22 protein-coding genes are annotated in these 18219 nt (G+C 42.9%); 1 reads left to right on the plus strand and 21 read right to left on the minus strand.

All coding sequences use genetic code 11. The annotated features are described in order from the left end of the window. Positions 1–112: 112 nt before the first annotated feature. From hpf to ACFQWC_RS15720, 21 genes are all read right to left on the minus strand, one after another. Complete coding sequence (gene hpf, locus ACFQWC_RS15620) at positions 113–691, minus strand: ribosome hibernation-promoting factor, HPF/YfiA family (RefSeq protein ID WP_113971339.1); 579 nt, start codon at positions 689–691, stop codon at positions 113–115. A gap of 393 nt (positions 692–1084) precedes the next feature. Further along, positions 1085–1648, minus strand: a complete 564-nt coding sequence (locus tag ACFQWC_RS15625) for an REP-associated tyrosine transposase (protein ID WP_377108363.1) — start codon at positions 1646–1648, stop codon at positions 1085–1087. 239 nt (positions 1649–1887) lie between these two features. Beyond that, positions 1888–2643, minus strand: coding sequence for an ABC transporter permease (locus ACFQWC_RS15630; protein ID WP_377108365.1), 756 nt, complete (start codon positions 2641–2643; stop codon positions 1888–1890). Between the two features lie 6 nt (positions 2644–2649). Continuing rightward, positions 2650–2994 (minus strand): MmcQ/YjbR family DNA-binding protein, encoded by a 345-nt coding sequence (locus tag ACFQWC_RS15635; RefSeq protein WP_341356986.1) that lies wholly within the window; start codon positions 2992–2994, stop codon positions 2650–2652. A gap of 88 nt (positions 2995–3082) precedes the next feature. Continuing rightward, positions 3083–3424, minus strand: a complete 342-nt coding sequence (gene fliT / locus ACFQWC_RS15640; RefSeq protein WP_341356987.1) for a flagellar protein FliT — start codon at positions 3422–3424, stop codon at positions 3083–3085. Then, positions 3421–3825, minus strand: coding sequence for a flagellar export chaperone FliS (gene fliS / locus ACFQWC_RS15645; protein WP_341356988.1), 405 nt, complete (start codon positions 3823–3825; stop codon positions 3421–3423). The genes fliT and fliS overlap by 4 nt, the downstream gene beginning before the upstream one ends. 22 nt (positions 3826–3847) lie before the next feature. After that, entirely contained in the window at positions 3848–5371 is a 1524-nt protein-coding gene (locus tag ACFQWC_RS15650) for a flagellar hook-associated protein 2 (protein WP_377108368.1), read from the minus strand. 15 nt (positions 5372–5386) lie between these two features. Then, the gene (gene flaG / locus ACFQWC_RS15655; RefSeq protein WP_377108369.1) at positions 5387–5746 is read right to left on the minus strand and encodes a flagellar protein FlaG; all 360 of its coding nucleotides are present in this window, start codon (positions 5744–5746) and stop codon (positions 5387–5389) included. A gap of 134 nt (positions 5747–5880) precedes the next feature. After that, entirely contained in the window at positions 5881–7050 is a 1170-nt protein-coding gene (locus ACFQWC_RS15660; RefSeq protein WP_377108371.1) for a flagellin N-terminal helical domain-containing protein, read from the minus strand. A gap of 158 nt (positions 7051–7208) precedes the next feature. Continuing rightward, a complete protein-coding gene (csrA, locus tag ACFQWC_RS15665) occupies positions 7209–7430 on the minus strand; it encodes a carbon storage regulator CsrA (RefSeq protein WP_377108373.1) in 222 nt (73 codons plus the stop codon). Positions 7431–7434: 4 nt separating this feature from the next. Beyond that, on the minus strand, positions 7435–7878 hold the full coding sequence (gene fliW, locus ACFQWC_RS15670; protein ID WP_377108375.1) for a flagellar assembly protein FliW: 444 nt from the start codon (positions 7876–7878) through the stop codon (positions 7435–7437). A gap of 18 nt (positions 7879–7896) precedes the next feature. Further along, positions 7897–8487, minus strand: a complete 591-nt coding sequence (locus ACFQWC_RS15675; RefSeq protein ID WP_377108377.1) for a DUF6470 family protein — start codon at positions 8485–8487, stop codon at positions 7897–7899. A 75-nt stretch (positions 8488–8562) separates the two neighbouring features. Next, on the minus strand, positions 8563–9468 hold the full coding sequence (flgL, locus tag ACFQWC_RS15680; RefSeq protein ID WP_377108379.1) for a flagellar hook-associated protein FlgL: 906 nt from the start codon (positions 9466–9468) through the stop codon (positions 8563–8565). Between the two features lie 12 nt (positions 9469–9480). Further along, positions 9481–11037, minus strand: coding sequence for a flagellar hook-associated protein FlgK (gene flgK / locus ACFQWC_RS15685; protein ID WP_377108381.1), 1557 nt, complete (start codon positions 11035–11037; stop codon positions 9481–9483). 29 nt (positions 11038–11066) lie between these two features. Beyond that, complete coding sequence (locus tag ACFQWC_RS15690) at positions 11067–11561, minus strand: flagellar protein FlgN (RefSeq protein WP_299743047.1); 495 nt, start codon at positions 11559–11561, stop codon at positions 11067–11069. 12 nt (positions 11562–11573) lie between these two features. Then, on the minus strand, positions 11574–11840 hold the full coding sequence (gene flgM / locus ACFQWC_RS15695) for a flagellar biosynthesis anti-sigma factor FlgM (protein WP_377108383.1): 267 nt from the start codon (positions 11838–11840) through the stop codon (positions 11574–11576). A 116-nt stretch (positions 11841–11956) separates the two neighbouring features. Beyond that, positions 11957–12373 (minus strand): TIGR03826 family flagellar region protein, encoded by a 417-nt coding sequence (locus ACFQWC_RS15700; protein ID WP_299743044.1) that lies wholly within the window; start codon positions 12371–12373, stop codon positions 11957–11959. Positions 12374–12434: 61 nt separating this feature from the next. Next, entirely contained in the window at positions 12435–12983 is a 549-nt protein-coding gene (locus tag ACFQWC_RS15705) for a ComF family protein (RefSeq protein ID WP_341356997.1), read from the minus strand. A 142-nt stretch (positions 12984–13125) separates the two neighbouring features. Then, on the minus strand, positions 13126–14619 hold the full coding sequence (locus tag ACFQWC_RS15710) for an ATP-dependent helicase ComFA (protein WP_377108386.1): 1494 nt from the start codon (positions 14617–14619) through the stop codon (positions 13126–13128). 193 nt (positions 14620–14812) lie between these two features. Next, positions 14813–15664, minus strand: a complete 852-nt coding sequence (locus ACFQWC_RS15715) for a DegV family protein (RefSeq protein WP_377108388.1) — start codon at positions 15662–15664, stop codon at positions 14813–14815. 215 nt (positions 15665–15879) lie between these two features. Next, positions 15880–16782, minus strand: a complete 903-nt coding sequence (locus ACFQWC_RS15720; protein WP_299743033.1) for a DMT family transporter — start codon at positions 16780–16782, stop codon at positions 15880–15882. Positions 16783–17063: 281 nt separating this feature from the next. On the opposite strand from ACFQWC_RS15720, the gene murB reads away from it, so the two are divergent. Beyond that, on the plus strand, positions 17064–17984 hold the full coding sequence (gene murB, locus ACFQWC_RS15725; protein ID WP_299743030.1) for a UDP-N-acetylmuramate dehydrogenase: 921 nt from the start codon (positions 17064–17066) through the stop codon (positions 17982–17984). Positions 17985–18219 lie beyond the last annotated feature (235 nt).

Consider the following 18219-nt stretch of genomic DNA (forward strand, 5'->3'; position numbering starts at 1 on the left):
TGAGGGTGAAAACATAATGTCTACTTACAAACTTCTACAATAATTGTCAAAAATCCTTCTTATTAAAAAGATCCTGCAGTCATGTAGACTGCAGGATCTTCTCATTTAATAGTTAGTTCGTTTCAATCAAGCCATACTTCCCATCACGACGCTTGTACACAATATTCGTTGCATTTGTCTCTGCGTCTGTGAAGATAAAGAACGTGTGACCCAGCATATTCATTTGAAGAATCGCTTCTTCACTGTCCATAGGCTTAAGATTGAACTGCTTCGTTCTTACTACTTCTGTATCGTCCTCTTCCTCCAGTTCAACCGCAGCTGCACCATTTGGAGAAACGTGATTAAGATCTTCCTGAGCCGCGAAAAACTCCTTCGGGCTGCCCTTTTCACGCATCTTACGGTTCACTCTTGTTTTATGTTTGCGAATTTGACGCTCCAATTTATCTACAATCAGATCAATGGCCGCATACATATCCGTGTTGCGTTCCTCTGCACGTAACACTAATTGCGGCATTGGAATAGTCACTTCAGTTTTCGTATTTTTATCAGGATACACTTTTAAATTAACATGTACATTTGCATCAGGAGTTTCATTAAAGTAACGGTCTAACTTGCCAATCTTTTTCTCCACGTGTTCGCGAATCGCTGGAGTTACCTCAATGTTCTCGCCTCGAATGTTGTAGTTCAACATGTAAACTCCTCCTTTTAAAAATAAAGCTATGTTTATATATTCTCCATTCCCTTTGTGAATCCTCCTTAAACTTTCTAAATTTTTTGTCAATTTTTCGTAAAGTTTGTAATGTGGTGTCGAAAGTGCTGATGGGTGTGGGATTGGAGAATGAAAGAGTGAGGTGATGGCTGCGAGTATGTAGGTTCACCTGTGGCTCTTTCTATTATTATTTTCTCACTTTTTGAGGAGATTAAACGGTGGGAATTTGGAGGTTTTGTGAATGGTTTGGGGCGGAATTGTGAATGTCTTGGTAGACCTGAAAGTGCCAGGCACTATTATCATGTTTGGTGCCTGGCACTTTTAACTCGTTTTGTGCCTGGCACCATTTCCTCGTTTTGTGCCTGGCACCCATTATTATTTAATTACGTCCCAATCTTTCGTATTCAATTTGGTGTCCACATAAAATTTGTACTTATCATGAGGATTATCACCAAGGTTTGTTAATATCTTTGTGGGATCTGCAAGGTTCTTGTAACCGACTTTTATAAAGGTTTTATAGCTGCTCCAATGATAATCTTCCGGGCTTTTTACATACCTGGACCTTACAGGATTCAGATGGATATAACTACTGGTATCTATCATCTGCTTCCAGTTTTTGATTAACTTGGCATAATAGCGATCTTGAAATACATGACCAATGTAATCGTACCTTTTATTAAAATACTTGGCGTAGTTAGAGTGGAGGTAATGGATGATTTGAGACAAAGGGTGTTCAATGGTTTCGATGATGAGGTGGATATGATTTGGCATGAGGCAATATGAGTGAAGAATGAAGGGGATTTTCTCCTTTGCTTTTTGTATCAGGAGTATATAGTATTGATAATCTTTTCGGTCACGGAAAAGGTTGTTCTTTCTATTTCCCCGGGCAGTCGCATGGTATATAGCTCCAGGATACCAAATTCTAGGCTTTCTAGGCATTGAATCTTCCTTTCTTCTTTGAGTATTTTAGACAAATAATTACATTCGACATTTAGATTAAAAAAACCTCTTTTTTTGTCGGATTGATGGGTGTCCTACGTGAAAGTTGGTGCCAGGTACAAATTGACCCTTTGGTGCCAGGTACTTTTCTGCCTGTTTGTGTCTGGCACTTTTCCCCTAATCGGTGCCAGGCACCAAATCATGCTTCCGTGCCTGGCACCCTATCAAGAACGGACTTCCTAAACATCCACATCCCGCCGACCAAAAAACCACCCGGCCAATCCACCAAACCCAATCAAATACACCATAATCACCACAACCGAAAACAAAAACGTCATCCCTTCAAAAGGCGGCGTTCCGAAGAAATACTGCTGCAGATCCGTATTTGCAAACAACAAATACTTCCCCCACTCCATTCCCCTCTCGTTCATTACAAGTAAGAATGTCCCTGCAGAGAATGTCAGAAAGATGGTCGATCCAATGGCAAAGGAACTGCTTCTCGTCAGTACAGACAGAGTGAAAGCAAAGGAACTAATCACGACCAGCTCAAGAAATCTCAGCACATATGCTCCCGCTACAATAAAAACGTTCACGCTGAAATCAAAGAAGCTGTCATAGAACCAGAGTATGCCCAGTATGGACGAAAATACAAAATGTACAGTGGTCAGAATCGTTGCTATGACGATAACCGTTAAATATTTTGAGAACAGGATTTTCATACGGTTGACCGGCCGAATGAGCAGTAGCTTGATGGTACCTGACGAAAACTCACTTGAAACGATGTCCCCTGCTATGATGAGGCAGAAGACTTGAAGGACAATAAGCAGGTTTGAGCTGATTCGCATATACTCCCAGAAGGAAAATTGGATTCCGTCGAATAGCATGTAGACGAAAAGGGATGCGATGGAGTTGATGAATACGATCACTCCAATGGAAATCCACATGCGGGGGCGGGATAGTTGTTTTATAAGTTCATTGGTGATTAGGTTGATCATATGTCTTCATCCGTTTCGAACTTGATTTGCCAGTTTCTTGGGTGCCACTCTTAAATAGCCTTCGTGAATCAAGGCTTCAATTGCTTGCCATCCTACTTCCTCTATCTCTACCAACACCCAGCCGTGTCTACCGATATAGGGAGCTTTTATGTAGCCAGGCTGCTCCAGTAAGATTTCTTGCATGGTGGGGAGGGTTTTAATAGATAAGGAGAAATTGTTCTCTTCGCCAATGATCACAAATGGTTTGTCTTTCACTCGAAAAGAAGTGTGTCCAAAGCCGTCTATGTGTTCATGGACTTCAGGATAGGTGACGCAAAGACTTCTGATTTCATCTACCAGACGATTTTTCATCCCGGCTTCCTCCAGCATTTTTTCTATTATTATAGCATGAGAGTATTTGGAAAAAGAAAAAAACCTCGAGTTGGTCGAGGTTTTTTCGCTATTTCTTTTTGTCGTAAAACATGCCGTCATGTTGTAAAGATTCGTATGGGTTGGAGTATTTCTGTACGGAGGTTTTTTTCTTGGATAACCCGTTCAAATCTCGTTTTATTGAAGACTGCATTTGTGAGAGTTTCCTATCTATTTCTTGGTTCCATACAATCATTTGCTTTCCAAGTACGTGTTCCTCTTCAGTAAATGGAGGCTTGATTGCAATGATTATACCCTGTCTTTTTTCTAAAAGAGACTCTATTATTTCGATCGTGGATTCTCGATTTTCTATGTGTTCTAATGCTTCTTTCAATTGCTTCGTGATGGTATAACAAAGAACGACCGAGCTCATGCCTGCCCAGCCTGTCCTGCGTGCTGCTTCTGGCGATTCAGTTGGATGACTTCTTTCCACGTATCGCGGAACTCTGTGATGAGTCCCTCTATTTCTACTAGAATAGAAGCATCATTTTTGATGTTGGCTTCTGTTAAGCGACGGTTGATGTAGTCGTATAAGGACATGAGGTTTTGAGAGACTTCAAGATCCATGTTTAACGTAACCATCAGCTCATTCACGATGGCCTGTGTCTTTTGGATATTTGTGTTCTTCAGTTCAATATTCTTATCTTCTATCGCTTTTTTTGCGATATGGATGAATTTCAGGCTTCCGTTATAGAGCATAAGGGTGAGCTCACCTGGTGACGCGGTGTTGACCGAGTTGTTCTGATATGCTGTATACGGGTTGTTGATGGCCATAGTAACACTCCTTTAATTGTGATTAGCCGCCAAATTGGTTCATAAGGAACATGGATTGTTGGTTGGAACGCTGGATGGCTTTTTCCATGGCGGTGAATTGGCGCCAGTAGCGGTCTTCGACTTGGATCAGACGATTTTCAAATCGATCCATTTGATTGTCCATATTGTTTAAGAGGCGACCAAGGGTAAATGTATTATTCGTACTTGATGCTTTACCGGCTTTTTTCTCAATGCTGTCCATGGTATTTTTCAACGTATCACGAAGGCGGCGGGCGATTCCCTGTTCACCTGGGGTCTCTCCATTTTTCGCAAAAATCTCGTATAAGGCATTCGGATCTTTGGAAATGGCTTCTTTCAGCTTGCTTTCATCAATGATCAGCTTTCCACGATCAAGGTAGTTACTTGATGTTTTGATTCCGATTTGAGCCAGCTGGTCAACACCTGATGTGCCGCCTAAAACTGGTGTGTACATGTCTGTTCGCATTTTGTTCAGACCCGATGTTAGGACGGAATCATTCCGAAGCGTTCCACTGCGGGACTTTTCTTCCCATAATTCAATTTCCTTTTCTTCCATCGATTCTTTTTGTTCAGCCGTTAATGGTTGGAATTCCCGGTATTTCTTTTCGTTCACTTCACCGTTTACTTTTTCGATGAGTTTGTTGTATTCGTCGACGAATTTGACGATTTTCTCTAGTATTTTATCCGTGTCAGGCTGTGACGCGAAGGTTACATTGGTATTGGATGCATTCTTAAGCGTTAGCTCAAAACCGTTGATAGTAAATGTGTTGAACGATCGTTCAGTCGCCATTCCATTGTATGTAAACTTGGCATTCTCTCCAATGGATCCTCTATTATTAGCCACGGCCGTATCATTGTCAGCATCAAGCTTCAGGTGGGTAGTAAACATATCTCCCTGCAGCTCGATTTCGGCACCGCCGGCATTGGCACCTGTATTCTTACTCATGACAGACATTTGCTTTGTGTGTTGATCATAGAACATCGTGACACCTGTCTGAGCATTGATCTTCGCGATTAAACTGTCTAACGTTTCATCTTCAGCATTAAATTTGATTTCGGTAAAATCAGCCGCCATCGTTCCGTCTGCTTTGATTGCCTTTACTTTGATGCTCTGCTCACCCGTCATCCCGAACGATTCACTCAACTTCTTCTTGGGATCAAAGGCTCCCCCATCTGACTGGGTAATCGCCGAGCTGTACATAGTAGCGGCAGTAGCTAATTTTTCCACCTTCAATGTTCCTGAGAAGTCGGTGGTAGAATTGATATTTTTAATGGATACTTCATTTGGATTCGAAACAGATACCGTTTTCTGAGTATACGTCCCCTGCTTCATTACTCCGTCAAAAATTAGATTACTAAAATCAAACATCATTTTATTCATATCACGGTAATCATCCCGCTGCCATTCTAGGAATTGTTTCTTCTGTTCCAGTTTATCCAAAGGAATTCGCTCTGCCTTCATCAGGTCTTTAATGATTTGATCCGTGTCCATGCCACTGGCAAGTCCACCAATTCGCATATCAGCCATATGTATCTCCTTCCGCTAAATCTTCTTATCGACCATTAAACCAACAAATTCCGTCATCGCCGCATGCATATCAAGAATTTTCCTTGCTGGTATCTCTTTCACTATTTCCTGCGTACGATCATCCACGATCGTCACATAATATTCCTGTAATTTATCATGAAATTCAAATTTGAGGTGTGTATTCGAAGTGGACATAAACTCATTCATCCCATGGACGACATCTTCCATTTTTTCTTTGGTGACAGGTTCTTGGGTTTTGGTTTCTTCATGGTGTCGTTCCTGTGCTTGAATTTGTTTCACTTCTTCGCTTGTTTGGTTTTCTAATCTAGTAAATGATTGTATTTCGGAAACTTTGCCTGTCACTTTATCAATCATCGTTTGATCCTCCTGAGGGTTATATGGGTTATATCGGTTTTTGGTGGGGAAAGTTTAGTAGTTAGATAGCCTATTCATTTTTTATACGTAAAAAAGAGACTCTATTGCTAGAGTCTCTCATTAAAAAATTAAAATTAACGAAGAAGTTGTAAAACTCCTTGTGGTTGTTGATTTGCTTGAGCAAGCATAGCTTGAGCAGCTTGAGAAAGAATTGAATTCTTCGTTTGGCTCATCATCTCTTTCGCCATGTCAACGTCACGTACACGAGATTCAGCTGCAGTTAAGTTTTCAGCTGAAGTTCCTAGGTTATTAATAGTATGTTCAAGACGATTTTGGTAAGCACCAAGTTTAGAGCGCTCACCAGAAACTGTTTCGATTGCTGAGTTGATTGCAGAGATAGATGCTTCAGCTGAACCAGCAGATGTTACGTCAATACCACTTACATTTAGGGCACTTGAACTCATATCACTGATTCCAACGCTCATTGTTTGAGATGAGTTGGCACCGATTTGGAAAGATAAGCTGCTGTCAGCGTATTCTTCCACTGAAGCTCTAGAAGTAAAAGTAGCTTCTTTACCAATATCCTCTACTCCTACAGCACCAACCGTTAATGAATAGTCCCCATCATTGGTTACGATATTCTGCGCCCCACCTGCAGCGGCGACACCTGTAATTGTACCAGTTTGACCATCCTGTGAAGACCACTCTAATGAATAAGTATCTGCAGCAACATCATAGTCAGTAATTTTCACATTAATTGTTTCGTTTGCTTCAGTACCAGGTGTACCTGCTACTGCAGGTGTAGTTGCAACAACTCCAGAGAATAACGCAGAATCACCTTGATTATCAAATTTCACATTGCCAAGTTCTTCGGTTACTCCCTTTAAATCCCCATTTAATAGTTTTTTAGTATTGAATTCTGTTGTGGCAGCAATACGATCAATTTCTTCCGTTAATTGGTTGATCTCTTTTTGTAACTCGCCACGATCTGTATCAGTATTTGTATCATTTGAAGATTGAACCGATAACTCACGCATACGTTGTAAAATATCGTGGGTTTCGTTTAAAGCACCTTCAGCAGTTTGGATTAAAGAAATTCCATCCTGAGCATTTTTAGAACCCATTTCCAACCCACGGATTTGCCCACGCATCTTCTCAGAAATCGCAAGACCAGCAGCATCATCACCAGCACGGTTGATACGAAGACCTGAAGACAATTTCTCCATTGATTTAGATTGTTCCGTAGAAGCACTATTCAACTGACGATAAGTATTCAAAGCCGCAATATTATGATTAATTCTCATAACTAAAATTTCCTCCTTGAAAGTAAGCCCACATCCATGTGAACTATAAAAGTTTAGTAGTTTGCAACGAGTCACAAAGGTCGGCCGCCCTTTTCCTCATTGCTTACACTACTAATATCGGTCGTTTTGACTAGTGTTTAATAGCTTCAGAAAAATAATTACTCATTTTTTGGCAAAAGATTAAACAAATTGTCGATGCCTTTCGAAGCTTCCGTGTTTTCTTCTTGGATAGAAAGGTACACTTCTTTCCGATGGATATCTACGTTCTTCGGGGCATTGATTCCCAGTTTGACCTGATCACCACTTACTGAAATCACGGTCAGTTCAATGTCATCCCCAATCTGAATGCTTTCTCCCGTTTTTCTTGTCAGTACTAACATCCCCTCACCCCTTCTTTCCTGCAGGCTGGGCAAAGATCTGGTGCTTGATTTGGTAGTCTGTGTTGTTCAGGATGACTTGTTTTCCTTTGCGATTTGCCAGATTAATAATGATCGGAGCCTGGAGATTTGCGGTTGATTCATGAAGGGTTTCGCGTACAGTCAAAATCGAAAGCACCTGCACCTCTTTTTCCGAAGGGTTCTCTAGTAACTCCACACTCGCCTGATCCAATTCAAAGTCATATTCCTTAAAGAATACGAACGGATCCGTGACCACGAATCCAAGTTGGGGTGTGGTCACCGATTGCAAGATGTGAAACCATTCATTTTCGGGGAGGGGCAGCAGGATAAATTGCTTTTCTTCTCCAAATCCGGGGATTCCGTGTTCAAATATCAGCACTTCCTCTGAATGGATGTCAATGACGCCGTGGTATTTTGTATCTATGTTCATCCTTCTCATTCCTTCGTTTTATATTTCTTGTTCGTAGTTAATGCCGACATGCTTCAAGTTCGCGAAGTCGATTTGTAAATCGGCGTATCGTTTCAGACTGATGTCGACTTGGGCAGGCGTATAGTGGATGGTCGGTTTCTGTGGACGAGAATTGTTAATCACTTTTTGAGGTTCGAAGTTCACTCTTACACTCCCCGGATCATACCCGATCTTGACGCTTCCGGCAGAGGGAATCCAACCAATATTAAAGTCGTACATGGGACTTTCGCTGTTTCGTTTTGCCTGGTCTGCTATCGCGTTTCCTCCATGCTCAACCATCATGAGTTCATCGCCATCCTGGGCCACCCGGGCGAGACCCGCCAACCAGTCTTCGTATCCTTGTCGAGAGTATTCTTCTATCCTGCGGCGCACGGATTTCAAATCCATATCTGCCCTGGCCTCTGTTTGATCGATGGTTAATCTGGATGGTCTCCGTTCAATCTCCATTTTCCCCGCCGGCTGTTGAATATCTAGTTCTGCTTTGGGTTGTTCGATATCCATTCGTCCCGGAGTCGTTTGGATCCCGAGTTCCGCCGGAGTGGATTGTAACCGTATTTGTGGAATGTTCAAGACTGTTCACCTCCAATGAAAAAGGGACTGTCCCCTAAGGTGACAAAACACCTTAAAGGGTCAGTCCCCTTGCTTTTATCGTAAGAAGTCCATTAATGTCGGCTGCATGATTCTTGCTCCTACGCTAAGGGCAGCGCGGTGGACACTTTCCTGGGTTTTCAGGTCGGTGATCACTCGTTCGATATCGGCGTCTTCGTTATCCGAGAGAATACGGCTGGCGGTCACTTCCTGCTGAGCCAATCGGTCATCGATCATCTCCAGCCTATTGTAGCGTGCGCCCAGGTCAGAACGTTCTGCAGAGAGTGTATTCATCACTTCGTCCAAGTTTTCAAGTTCCGTATCAAGGCTTGAAACATCTCCCGATTCTAATGCTTTTTGGATTGAGTGTACTGTGTTGAATAGTTGTTGACTAAAAACATTTGATGGGTTGGCATTTGCTTTCAGGGATACCCCCTGTGAAACTTCAATGGTGTATTCACCATTTTTTCCATTTAGTATGTTATCTGCAACCTTTGGAACCGATCCGTCAGCAGGAGACTTGTCCTTCATTGGTGAATTCCCGACATCTGTTCCGTTAAAGATATATCTGCCCGCCACTTTTGTTTCGGCCACACTTACAAGGTCCTTTTTTATTTGTTCAATTTCAACGGCCACCGCTTTACGGTCTTCTTCACTGAGGGATCCGTTCTTCCCTTGCAGTGTCAATTCACGAACGCGCTGCAGCCCCTGGTTTGCATGATCAATTCCGGACTCTGAATTTTCCATCCATAAATAAAGTTCTGATAGATTTCTCTTATATTGTTCGATCCCTGACAGATTGGAGCGGTAAAACATTCCTTTCATCGCAACGACAGGGTCATCGGAAGGCTTCGTGATTTTCTTCCCCGTCGCCAATTGATCTTGCAGCTCTCCCATCCGGGCGTAGGATGAACTTAAATTTCTCATTGAGTTATTGGTTAGCATACTTTGAGTTACGCGCATTTAGTCACCTGCTTATCTTCCAACGGTCCCCATGCCGTTGATGATTTTATCGAGCATTTCATCTTGTAATGTGATCATTCGGGCAGAAGCGTTATAGGCATGCTGAAATTTGATCATGTCGGTCATTTCTTCATCTAGTGACACACCACTCACTGACATGCGGCGCTCCTCCACGGCTGACCTTAATACGTGGGAATTGCTCGCTAGTCGAACGGATTCCTGTGATTCCACAGCCATTTTTCCAATAAGGGATTCAAAGTGTCCTTGAAAGGAAGATTCTTTCTCACCATATGGCAGTTTAGTGGTTGTGATGATATTTGCCATGGCAAGGATGTTGGATGCATCCCCAAAGGTCGGGTTATCTTTCCCGGAGGTTGCGATCAGATCCAGGTTACTCAGCTCATCGGCAATTTGGATGCGCTGAGCAAATCCAGCTTTGTCGATAGTCCCTAAATCCGCAGATGGATTGTTAGCATCCTGGAAGAACTTAGGTGTTTTAACAGATGGATCTTCTATTCCTTCCGGGGATACCCCTTCTTGATGCTGAACATTGAAAGCTTTCGCAAATTCATATGCCATGCTGTCCAATTCATTCAGCATCGAAACATAAGATCCTGCCGCTGTCCCCTCTTCATTTACATATCCGTACGTATCGACAAGGGCCCTCAATTTCCCTTCACCTTTTGATAAAAAGTCTTTTATAGCAATCGTTTCCCCACCGATGGTTACAGAATCCACCGTATCTTGTTCTCCATTAAATGAAAGACTGAGTTCCTTAGCTCCACTCTTATCAACCAGATTCACCGGATTCTTTCCGTCTTTCCCTACTAATGTGATGGTCACGGAACCTTCAGCCATAGGAGAAGACCCTCCACCATTCGACTGGTAACTTGTTTTAATTGTGACCTGTTTTGATAACTCATCAATTAAACGATCTCGTTCATCATACAAATCGTTCGGAAGATAGCCGTGGGGCTCTACTTCGGCAATTTGTTTATTAATGCTATCAATCTGTCTTGTAAGAGAGTTAACTTGCGTTTCACTCACAGACAATTCACTTTTCAAATCGTTTCTCACGCTTGTTAAAGACGATGATAAATAATTGAACGTTTCAGCAACGGCGATTCCACGCTGACGCACGACAGACCGGGCACCTGAGTTGGTAGGATTGACGGCTAGATCCTGAAGGGATTGCCAGAACATATCCATCGTTTTCGACAAGCCTGAATCAGATGGTTCATTCATCACTTCCTCCATCTTCTTCATGGCTTCCATTTTCGTATCCCAGTAGCCAAGCTTATTATTTTCCCCTCTATATTGCGTGTCTAAGAAAGAATCACGAACCCGCTGGATCGAACCGGCTTCAACGCCTGTTCCAATTTGACCGGGAATTTGCGGACGGTTCATGGAGGGTGCCGGGTAAGGTTCTGTTTGTGCAAAATTGACACGTTGTCGGGTGTAACCGGGGGTATTTGCGTTGGAGATGTTATGACCTGTCGTATAAAGGGCTCCTTGTTGGGTGTACATCCCACGTTTAGCCGTTTCAAGGCCCATAAAAGTGGATCGCATGGTGTTGCCTCCGTTTCAAATGATTGATGTTATGCTTTCGAATCGAACATGGATCTTCCTGCTGGTATCGACTTGTCACCGTTTGGACGAGAATAAGTCAATTTTTCTGATTGAGGCTGCAGCATCGATAGGTTCATATTGACAAATTGAAGAGATTGATAGACAAGCTTTTGATTGAGTTCGTTCCGGGCCTTTAACTCGGCTATCATATCAACAAGTTTCTGCTGCCAGTATCCAAGAGTCTTTTGATCTTCAGGTGAACTGTACTGAATACAGAGAGAGATCGTTGGGTTTTTCTCCAAACGGACTCCAAGCGATTGAAGATAGTACTCTGACTCCCGTTGTCTATTCATCTCAAGCGTATTGATGGCCGCGATATGCTTTTGTTCGTCCTTTAGTACAACGTCCAGTTCGTCCATGGCACCTCTCTTGATAACATCCGTTTTTCCAACAGAAAGATCGAACAAACTTTTGTGCAGCTTATATAGTTTTTCTAACGTTGCAATTAGTGACGTTACCGGCATGTTTGTTCGCTCCTAGTTTCCGTTATAAAAATTCTTTAAACCTTTAGCAATCGCTTTCGGATCAATGGTGTAGTTACCGCTCTGCACTTGATCCTTTAATGCTTCAACTCTGGCTTGGCGTTCTTTTCCGAGCTTTGAAACCTCTTGCATCTCTTTAGCAGCAGAAGAGATCTCAATCTTGTCTGAAGCCAATTTCCCCATTTTGCTGACTTGATCCATTTTGTTAAGATTGCGCTTATAAGGATTAATGTTTTGATTTCCGATATTGTTAATCTTCATCATTTTCCCCTCGCTTTCATCACGTCCATTGTTTCTACCTAGTATATCGGATAAAAACGTGGTTTGTTTAGCTCAAGTGACTGGTTAGTTCTTCCTGATTTTCTTGTGTGACGTATCTAGTTCTTATTTCTCACTGTGTAATACGTTTTCAGACCCGATTCCTTCACTTTACTCTCCCATTCTCTCTCCGCTTCGAACTGTTTAAGGTCATTTAAAAGCTCACTGGAACACCCTTCGCAGATCCTCCCCGTCCCAATAATCTTCCCGCATTTATCACACGGATAACCCATGTTCGGAAATTGTTTCGTTTGAATCCTGCCCTTTTTCACCCATTTATAGAGAAGCTCCTCGTCAACACCCGTCACTTCGATCACACGGGCCATGGTGGCAGCCCGGTTTTCCCGTTTCTTTAGAAATTGGTAGACTGCTTCGTACATGTTTTCTTCTTCTTTATAGCACGTATCACATACATCCCTGAATTTATTTTTCATAAAAATCTCGTTACACCGTGGACAGTTAATAATTTCTGACATCGTTTCATTCCTCCCTGATTCACTTCTGTTATTCTCTATATCGGCAGAAATAAGAGTTGCTTTAACCTCTGGAAAGAGTCAAAGAGGATACTTCAACAGCTCCCGCTTCCCGCAGCAATTTAGCTGCCTGCCTCAACGTCGTTCCAGTCGTATAAATATCATCAAACAGAAGGATCCTCTTTCCCTTAACATCCGCTTCACCTAACTGAAACACCTGCTCCTGCTGTAATCTTTCCTTCCGTGTCTTTTTAGACTGCTTTTCCGAGTGTGAGCGGGTAAGGAGGGAAGAGGGACGGACCTCTGCTTCTTCCAGCAACGCAGTGGATTGATTGAACCCTCTTTCATATAAACGCTCGTTACTGAGCGGGATGGGGATGACTATATCAAACTCACTTTTTTCAATATAGTTTTTGAGAATGTGTGCAAATGGTTTAGCCAATGCATAGTCTCCTCTATATTTGTATCGAGCTAGATACTCTTTAAGAAAATCATTATATTGATAGAGTGATTCGTTCTGTAGTAGCACCCCTTTCCACTCAGTGTCAGACTCCCACCGGTCGCAATCCAGGCACTGCTCCCCTTTTATTAAGTCAGAAGATAACACTTCCATTGCACGGGAACACCCTGAACAACGCTCTCCCTCTATTACCATCAATTGTTTTTCACACTCAGTACACAGAAACGGGGGGACTCTGTAAAATAATCCCTTCCAGGACGAGTCCTCCACAAGTTCATTCCCACAGTACAAGCAGTTACTTACCATCAATCAACCCCCGCTTCACGGCTTCCCTATTCATGCCGTCGATATGAAGGAGCGCTTTGATCATCTCACCGGTACGGCCGAAGTGAAAATAGACGACGTCACCTTTCGGATAGTCCGAACTCCGACCCACTCTCCCTGCAATTTGAACCAGGGCGCTTTCCGTGAAAATCTTTTCTTCTGAGCCGAGCACAGCTACATCGATATTAGGTATAGTGACTCCCCTTTCCAGAATGGTCGTCGTGAGTAATATGGGAATCTCGTTATTTCGCATTTTCATGACTTTTTCTTTTCTATGGGGATCTTCTGCATGCACAGATTCAATGAGAGGATCGATTTCTTGAAAAAGAGGGAGGGCTTTTTCCATGATTTCAACGGTGGGGAAAAAGATCAGGGCTTGTTTTGATTGGTGGAGTCTTGTGCACGTCCATTTTTTCAATCCACGAGGAATCCGGTTTTTCTTAAGGGATTTTTTCCAAAGTCCGCACCATTTAAAGCGTGGCAGGGGAATCGGATGGCGGTGGAAGCGTGCCGGGATTTGGATATAGGATCGCTTCCCTGCCGCGCATTGCTTCTGGGTGTTCCGATCAGGGGTTGCTGTGAGGTAAATAATAGAAGAATCGGGTTTCCGTGCTTTTTCTACTGCCCATTGAAGAGAAGCGTCAAAGGAATACGGAAAAGCATCCACTTCATCGATGATCATCACGTCAAAGGCGTCGTGAAACCGGAACAGCTGGTGTGTGGTGGTCAGAACGAGCTCGCCATAGGTGTTTCTTTCTTCAGACCCTCCGTAAAGTGTGATGATCGTTGTGTCAGGAAAGACCTTTTTGAGACGGGGAGACAATTCAAGAATGACGTCGGTTCTAGGTGCTGCAATACATACCCGCTTGTTTTGTTGAAGAGCTTCATGGATTCCCTCAAAGAGAACCTCAGTCTTCCCTGCCCCGCACACGGCCCATACGAGCAGGTCCTTGCTGTCTTTAACAGCAGTGACCATTTGCTGAGAAGCAACTTTTTGCGCTTCTGAAAGAGTTCCAAGCCAATGAAAAGTCGGTGGCGATTCAGGAACCGGTGCCGGACCACACCATGTCAGAAACGGTGTGCATTCAGACACCCTGCCCATCATGATGCAATTCCGGCAGTAGATACAGTTGTTGTGGCATCTTGAACATGAAAAGGAAGCGAACAAATGAGGCTTGTTATTTCCACAACGATTGCACAACCTTTCCTCCACACCTTTTCCATAGGCAATACATCCATTTAAATAATGCTCATGAAAGACTTCAATGGAAATTGGGATTTCATCTAATAGCAGGGATCGGCCGCTAAGAAAGGATTGGAGTTCTGAAGAATAGGTGAAGGATTCATTAAGGGGTCGGGGTGGGATGGAAGATAGATCTGAAATCCGCTGCAAACTGTGGTGCTTCTCTTTCACAAGTAATTCCGGAATCAAACGATTGTCTACAAAAGCAAAACGCAAACACATCACTCCTTTCTTGGATAATGATGTATTCTACACCAGGTTATGAAAATCCTGCCTAATAAAAAGGTGCCAGGCACATAAACATTGTTTTGTGCCTGGCACCGATAGTTCGGTAGTGTACCTGGTACATGATGACCTGATTGTACCAGGTACAAAAAGCGCAATTCGTACCAGGTACAATCAAAACCACCCAAACCTAACGACTCATCTTCCGAGCCCATCCCATCCCCATCGATCCCTCACCTAAATGAGTACCGATAACAGGACCAAAAATGCTGACATTGAATTCAACGTTCGGGTATTTAGCCTGAAGCTCATTCATCCACTCAATCGCCTCTTCTTCGCGGTTCGCATGGATGATCGAAGCTTGAAACTCTTCTCCGGAAGACACGGCTTCTTCAAGCAAAGACTCCACCCGCTTCAATGCTTTCTTCTTCGTACGGATTTTTTCAAAAGGAACGATGACTTTATCCACAAAGTGCAGAAGTGGTTTCACCTGCAAAAGGCTTCCGATGATTGCCTGTGCCTGTGATAATCTGCCTCCGCGTTGCAAATGAGCCAGGTCATCAACCATGAAGTATGCCTGTACAGATTGCTTCATTTCGTCCAATAACGCAACGATTTCTCCAGCCGTTTTCCCTTGACGGCCCAGCTTGGCCGCTTCAATCGCATAGAAACCCTGAATCATGCAGCTGATCTCGGAATCATACGCATACACATCAATTCCTTCGACCATTTCCCCAGCTTGAACGGCCCCTTGATACGTACCGCTTATCCCACTCGATAAGTGGATGGAAATGACGGCATCGTAGTTCCGTGAAAGTTTTTCGAATAGCTCGACGAACTTCCCGACAGGGGGTTGAGAAGTCGTTGGTAGCTTTTGCTGGATGCTGACCTCTTCATAAAATTCACTTGCCGTAATATCAACTTCTTCTTGATAAGTTTCTCCTCCCAAAATAACACTGAGAGGAATCATATGTATGTTCAGTTGATCACGCAATTCTTTCGGGATGTAGGCTGTACTATCCGTTACAATTGCCGTTTTCATAGAATTACCATCCTTATTGTTTATTTTTATAGCCCTTGTTACGAGCTTGTTTAGTCTACCTTATGTATCTTTCTCATTTTATATGAAAACAAGTTGGTTTGCATTAGTTTCTAGGGACTTTCAGCTCCGCAAAACTAAACAAACGTTTGTTTAAGACCCCGAACCCTAGAGCTATAAGGGATCCAATGTCCTAATCAAACGTTTGTTTAAAGGTCTTACCTCGTACCGACAGGCATGGTTGAGACCAGTTTTTTCGATTTTCTGGAAGACAGGAACACTCCCGCAAAGATAATCAATAAACCTAAAATGAGATTATGAGTCACAGGCTCCCTCAGAAGAACAAATCCCCAAATCATCGCTGTACCCGGAATCAAGTACGTCACCGTCGAAGCAAATTCAGGTCCTCCATTGGTCATGATGTAGAAATAAAGAAGCGTCGCCACTCCAGACCCTAAACAGCCTAACCCTAAAATGCCCAGGATGACCTCGCCTGATAACAACTCGCCAACTGAGATTGGATTCGTCAGCATCATTCCCACAAAACCTACCGCTGACCCAATCAACAACTGGAATGTAGAAATCACAACCACGCTCGTTCCAGCCAGATACTTTTTTGTAAACTGTGAAGCAAACGCGTAGCTCATTGTCGCAAGCACCATCGTCCCTACCCCTACAAAATCAGAAGTGAAAATCCCGCTCACTTCGAAATTCATCAGGACGAGGATTCCTATAAACCCAACGATAATCCCAATCCATTGAAATCCGGTCAATAGGACCGAGAAAAATAAAAATCCCGCAAGTCCAGTCCAAATGGGAGTCGTTGCGTTTAAAATGGAGGCAGTGTTACTGTTGATCTGTGTTTCACTTAACGCGATCAGAGTCCAGGGCAACGCGGCATTACCAATCCCGACAACAAATAACTTCCACATAGGGAGCGATTTCTTCTCTCCTTTTTTCCTTTGTATAAAAAAGATCGGAAGAAGCACAAGAGCACCGGCTAAACAGCGTAAGAATACCGTCCCCCACACACCTACTGGATCCACCAGCCACTTAATAAAAACGAACGACATCCCCCAAATCAAACTTAAGCCAATTAACGCTATATATAATCTGGCCAATTTGCTTCCTCCTCTCCAGATTGTATAATTTAATAGTTAAATAGACGTTATAACATATTTTGTTAGTTCTATCCTATCTTACTTTGCTGGCGATGAAAACATTCTTTTTTCGTATTTTTGACCTATGATCAAGCATTCTTTTCCTATTAGAATAGGTTCATTCGAAGGGGATTCACATCTGCCAACTGAAACCATTTAACTTTCATGGGTTTTCGTCATATAATGGTTGGGTAGGATTTAACTTAGAGAAGACATAAATTACTTTATAGGACTGATATAGAATGTACAATAAGGAAAAAGTGTTTGAAGAATTATCAAAGGTGATGCATTCTGACAATATCAAACGTGACGAATTGTTAAGAGAGCATCTGTATACGAAGTTAGGCGGAAAAGCAGATTTCTTCTTAACGCCAACCACTTATGAAGAAGTGCAAAACATCGTGAAGCTGTCAAATGAAGTGGATGTTCCTTTTACTCTATTAGGAAACGGATCGAATTTGATTGTAAAAGACGGTGGAATTCGCGGGATCGTTCTTCATTTAAAGAACTTCACAGACATCAAAACGACCGATCAACTGATTGTCGCTCAAAGTGGAGCAGCGATCATCGATGTGTCAAGACGTGCGTTAGCTGAAAAATTATCAGGACTTGAATTCGCCTGTGGGATTCCAGGTACCGTTGGTGGCGCTCTATTCATGAACGCCGGGGCTTATGGCGGAGAAATCAAAGATGTTCTGGATTATTGCCATGTCGTCGACCGTGAAGGGAACTTGGTAAAGCGTACAGCTGCAGAATTGGAGCTTGATTACCGTCACAGTAATATTTCTGAAAAAGGCGATATTGTACTGGAAGCAACCTTCAGCTTGAAGCCTGGCGACTACGAAGAGATCAAGGCCATCATGGACGATCTGACAGATAAACGGGAATCCAAGCAGCCACTGGAATATCCATCTTGCGGAAGTGTCTTTAAACGCCCGCCTGGATATTTCGCCGGAAAGCTTATTCAGGATAGTGAGCTTCAAGGAACGAACTTTGGCGGCGCTGAAGTCTCCACGAAGCATGCCGGTTTCATCGTGAATAAAGACAATGCGACAGCCTCGGATTATATTTCACTCATTGAACACGTTCAAAAAACAGTGAAAGAAAAATTTGATGTGGAACTTGAACGGGAAGTACGCATCATCGGTGAAGATCTAGAATAAAAAGTCAGGAATCCTTTGATTCCTGACTTTTTTGCTTTACAGCATCTACAATCCACGTTAAAAATCCAGGACCTCCATCCTGATTCAGATGATTGAACGACTTGGAGTGATAGATGTATCCTCCCTTCTCATTCCCATGTTCGAAATGAAACTCAAGCTCTTTTGATATGTACTGAATTGCGTTCTATGGACGAATGGCAATACCTCTTTCAAACGAAAAAAACAGCCTAAAAGA

Source organism: Rossellomorea sp. GCM10028870 (assembly GCF_042666755.1).
In the GTDB taxonomy this organism is placed as follows: Bacteria; Bacillota; Bacilli; order Bacillales; family Bacillaceae_B; genus Rossellomorea.

What these genes read in the sequence shown, in the direction of transcription:
- ACFQWC_RS15650 (WP_377108368.1), bottom strand. Translation starts at nt 5,371, where the DNA reads ATGGCTGATATGCGAATTGGTGGACTTGCCAGTGGCATGGACACGGAT.
- ACFQWC_RS15625 (WP_377108363.1), bottom strand. Translation starts at nt 1,648, where the DNA reads ATGCCTAGAAAGCCTAGAATTTGGTATCCTGGAGCTATATACCATGCG.
- flgM (WP_377108383.1), bottom strand. Translation starts at nt 11,840, where the DNA reads ATGAAGATTAACAATATCGGAAATCAAAACATTAATCCTTATAAGCGC.
- flgL (WP_377108379.1), bottom strand. Translation starts at nt 9,468, where the DNA reads ATGCGCGTAACTCAAAGTATGCTAACCAATAACTCAATGAGAAATTTA.
- ACFQWC_RS15635 (WP_341356986.1), bottom strand. Translation starts at nt 2,994, where the DNA reads ATGAAAAATCGTCTGGTAGATGAAATCAGAAGTCTTTGCGTCACCTAT.
- ACFQWC_RS15715 (WP_377108388.1), bottom strand. Translation starts at nt 15,664, where the DNA reads ATGAAAACGGCAATTGTAACGGATAGTACAGCCTACATCCCGAAAGAA.
- ACFQWC_RS15690 (WP_299743047.1), bottom strand. Translation starts at nt 11,561, where the DNA reads ATGCCGGTAACGTCACTAATTGCAACGTTAGAAAAACTATATAAGCTG.
- fliT (WP_341356987.1), bottom strand. Translation starts at nt 3,424, where the DNA reads ATGAGCTCGGTCGTTCTTTGTTATACCATCACGAAGCAATTGAAAGAA.
- ACFQWC_RS15700 (WP_299743044.1), bottom strand. Translation starts at nt 12,373, where the DNA reads ATGTCAGAAATTATTAACTGTCCACGGTGTAACGAGATTTTTATGAAA.
- fliW (WP_377108375.1), bottom strand. Translation starts at nt 7,878, where the DNA reads ATGAACATAGATACAAAATACCACGGCGTCATTGACATCCATTCAGAG.
- flaG (WP_377108369.1), bottom strand. Translation starts at nt 5,746, where the DNA reads ATGATTGATAAAGTGACAGGCAAAGTTTCCGAAATACAATCATTTACT.
- ACFQWC_RS15630 (WP_377108365.1), bottom strand. Translation starts at nt 2,643, where the DNA reads ATGATCAACCTAATCACCAATGAACTTATAAAACAACTATCCCGCCCC.
- hpf (WP_113971339.1), bottom strand. Translation starts at nt 691, where the DNA reads ATGTTGAACTACAACATTCGAGGCGAGAACATTGAGGTAACTCCAGCG.
- ACFQWC_RS15710 (WP_377108386.1), bottom strand. Translation starts at nt 14,619, where the DNA reads ATGTGTTTGCGTTTTGCTTTTGTAGACAATCGTTTGATTCCGGAATTA.
- ACFQWC_RS15705 (WP_341356997.1), bottom strand. Translation starts at nt 12,983, where the DNA reads ATGGAAGTGTTATCTTCTGACTTAATAAAAGGGGAGCAGTGCCTGGAT.
- murB (WP_299743030.1), top strand. Translation starts at nt 17,064, where the DNA reads ATGTACAATAAGGAAAAAGTGTTTGAAGAATTATCAAAGGTGATGCAT.
- fliS (WP_341356988.1), bottom strand. Translation starts at nt 3,825, where the DNA reads ATGGCCATCAACAACCCGTATACAGCATATCAGAACAACTCGGTCAAC.
- ACFQWC_RS15660 (WP_377108371.1), bottom strand. Translation starts at nt 7,050, where the DNA reads ATGAGAATTAATCATAATATTGCGGCTTTGAATACTTATCGTCAGTTG.
- csrA (WP_377108373.1), bottom strand. Translation starts at nt 7,430, where the DNA reads ATGTTAGTACTGACAAGAAAAACGGGAGAAAGCATTCAGATTGGGGAT.
- flgK (WP_377108381.1), bottom strand. Translation starts at nt 11,037, where the DNA reads ATGCGATCCACTTTTATGGGCCTTGAAACGGCTAAACGTGGGATGTAC.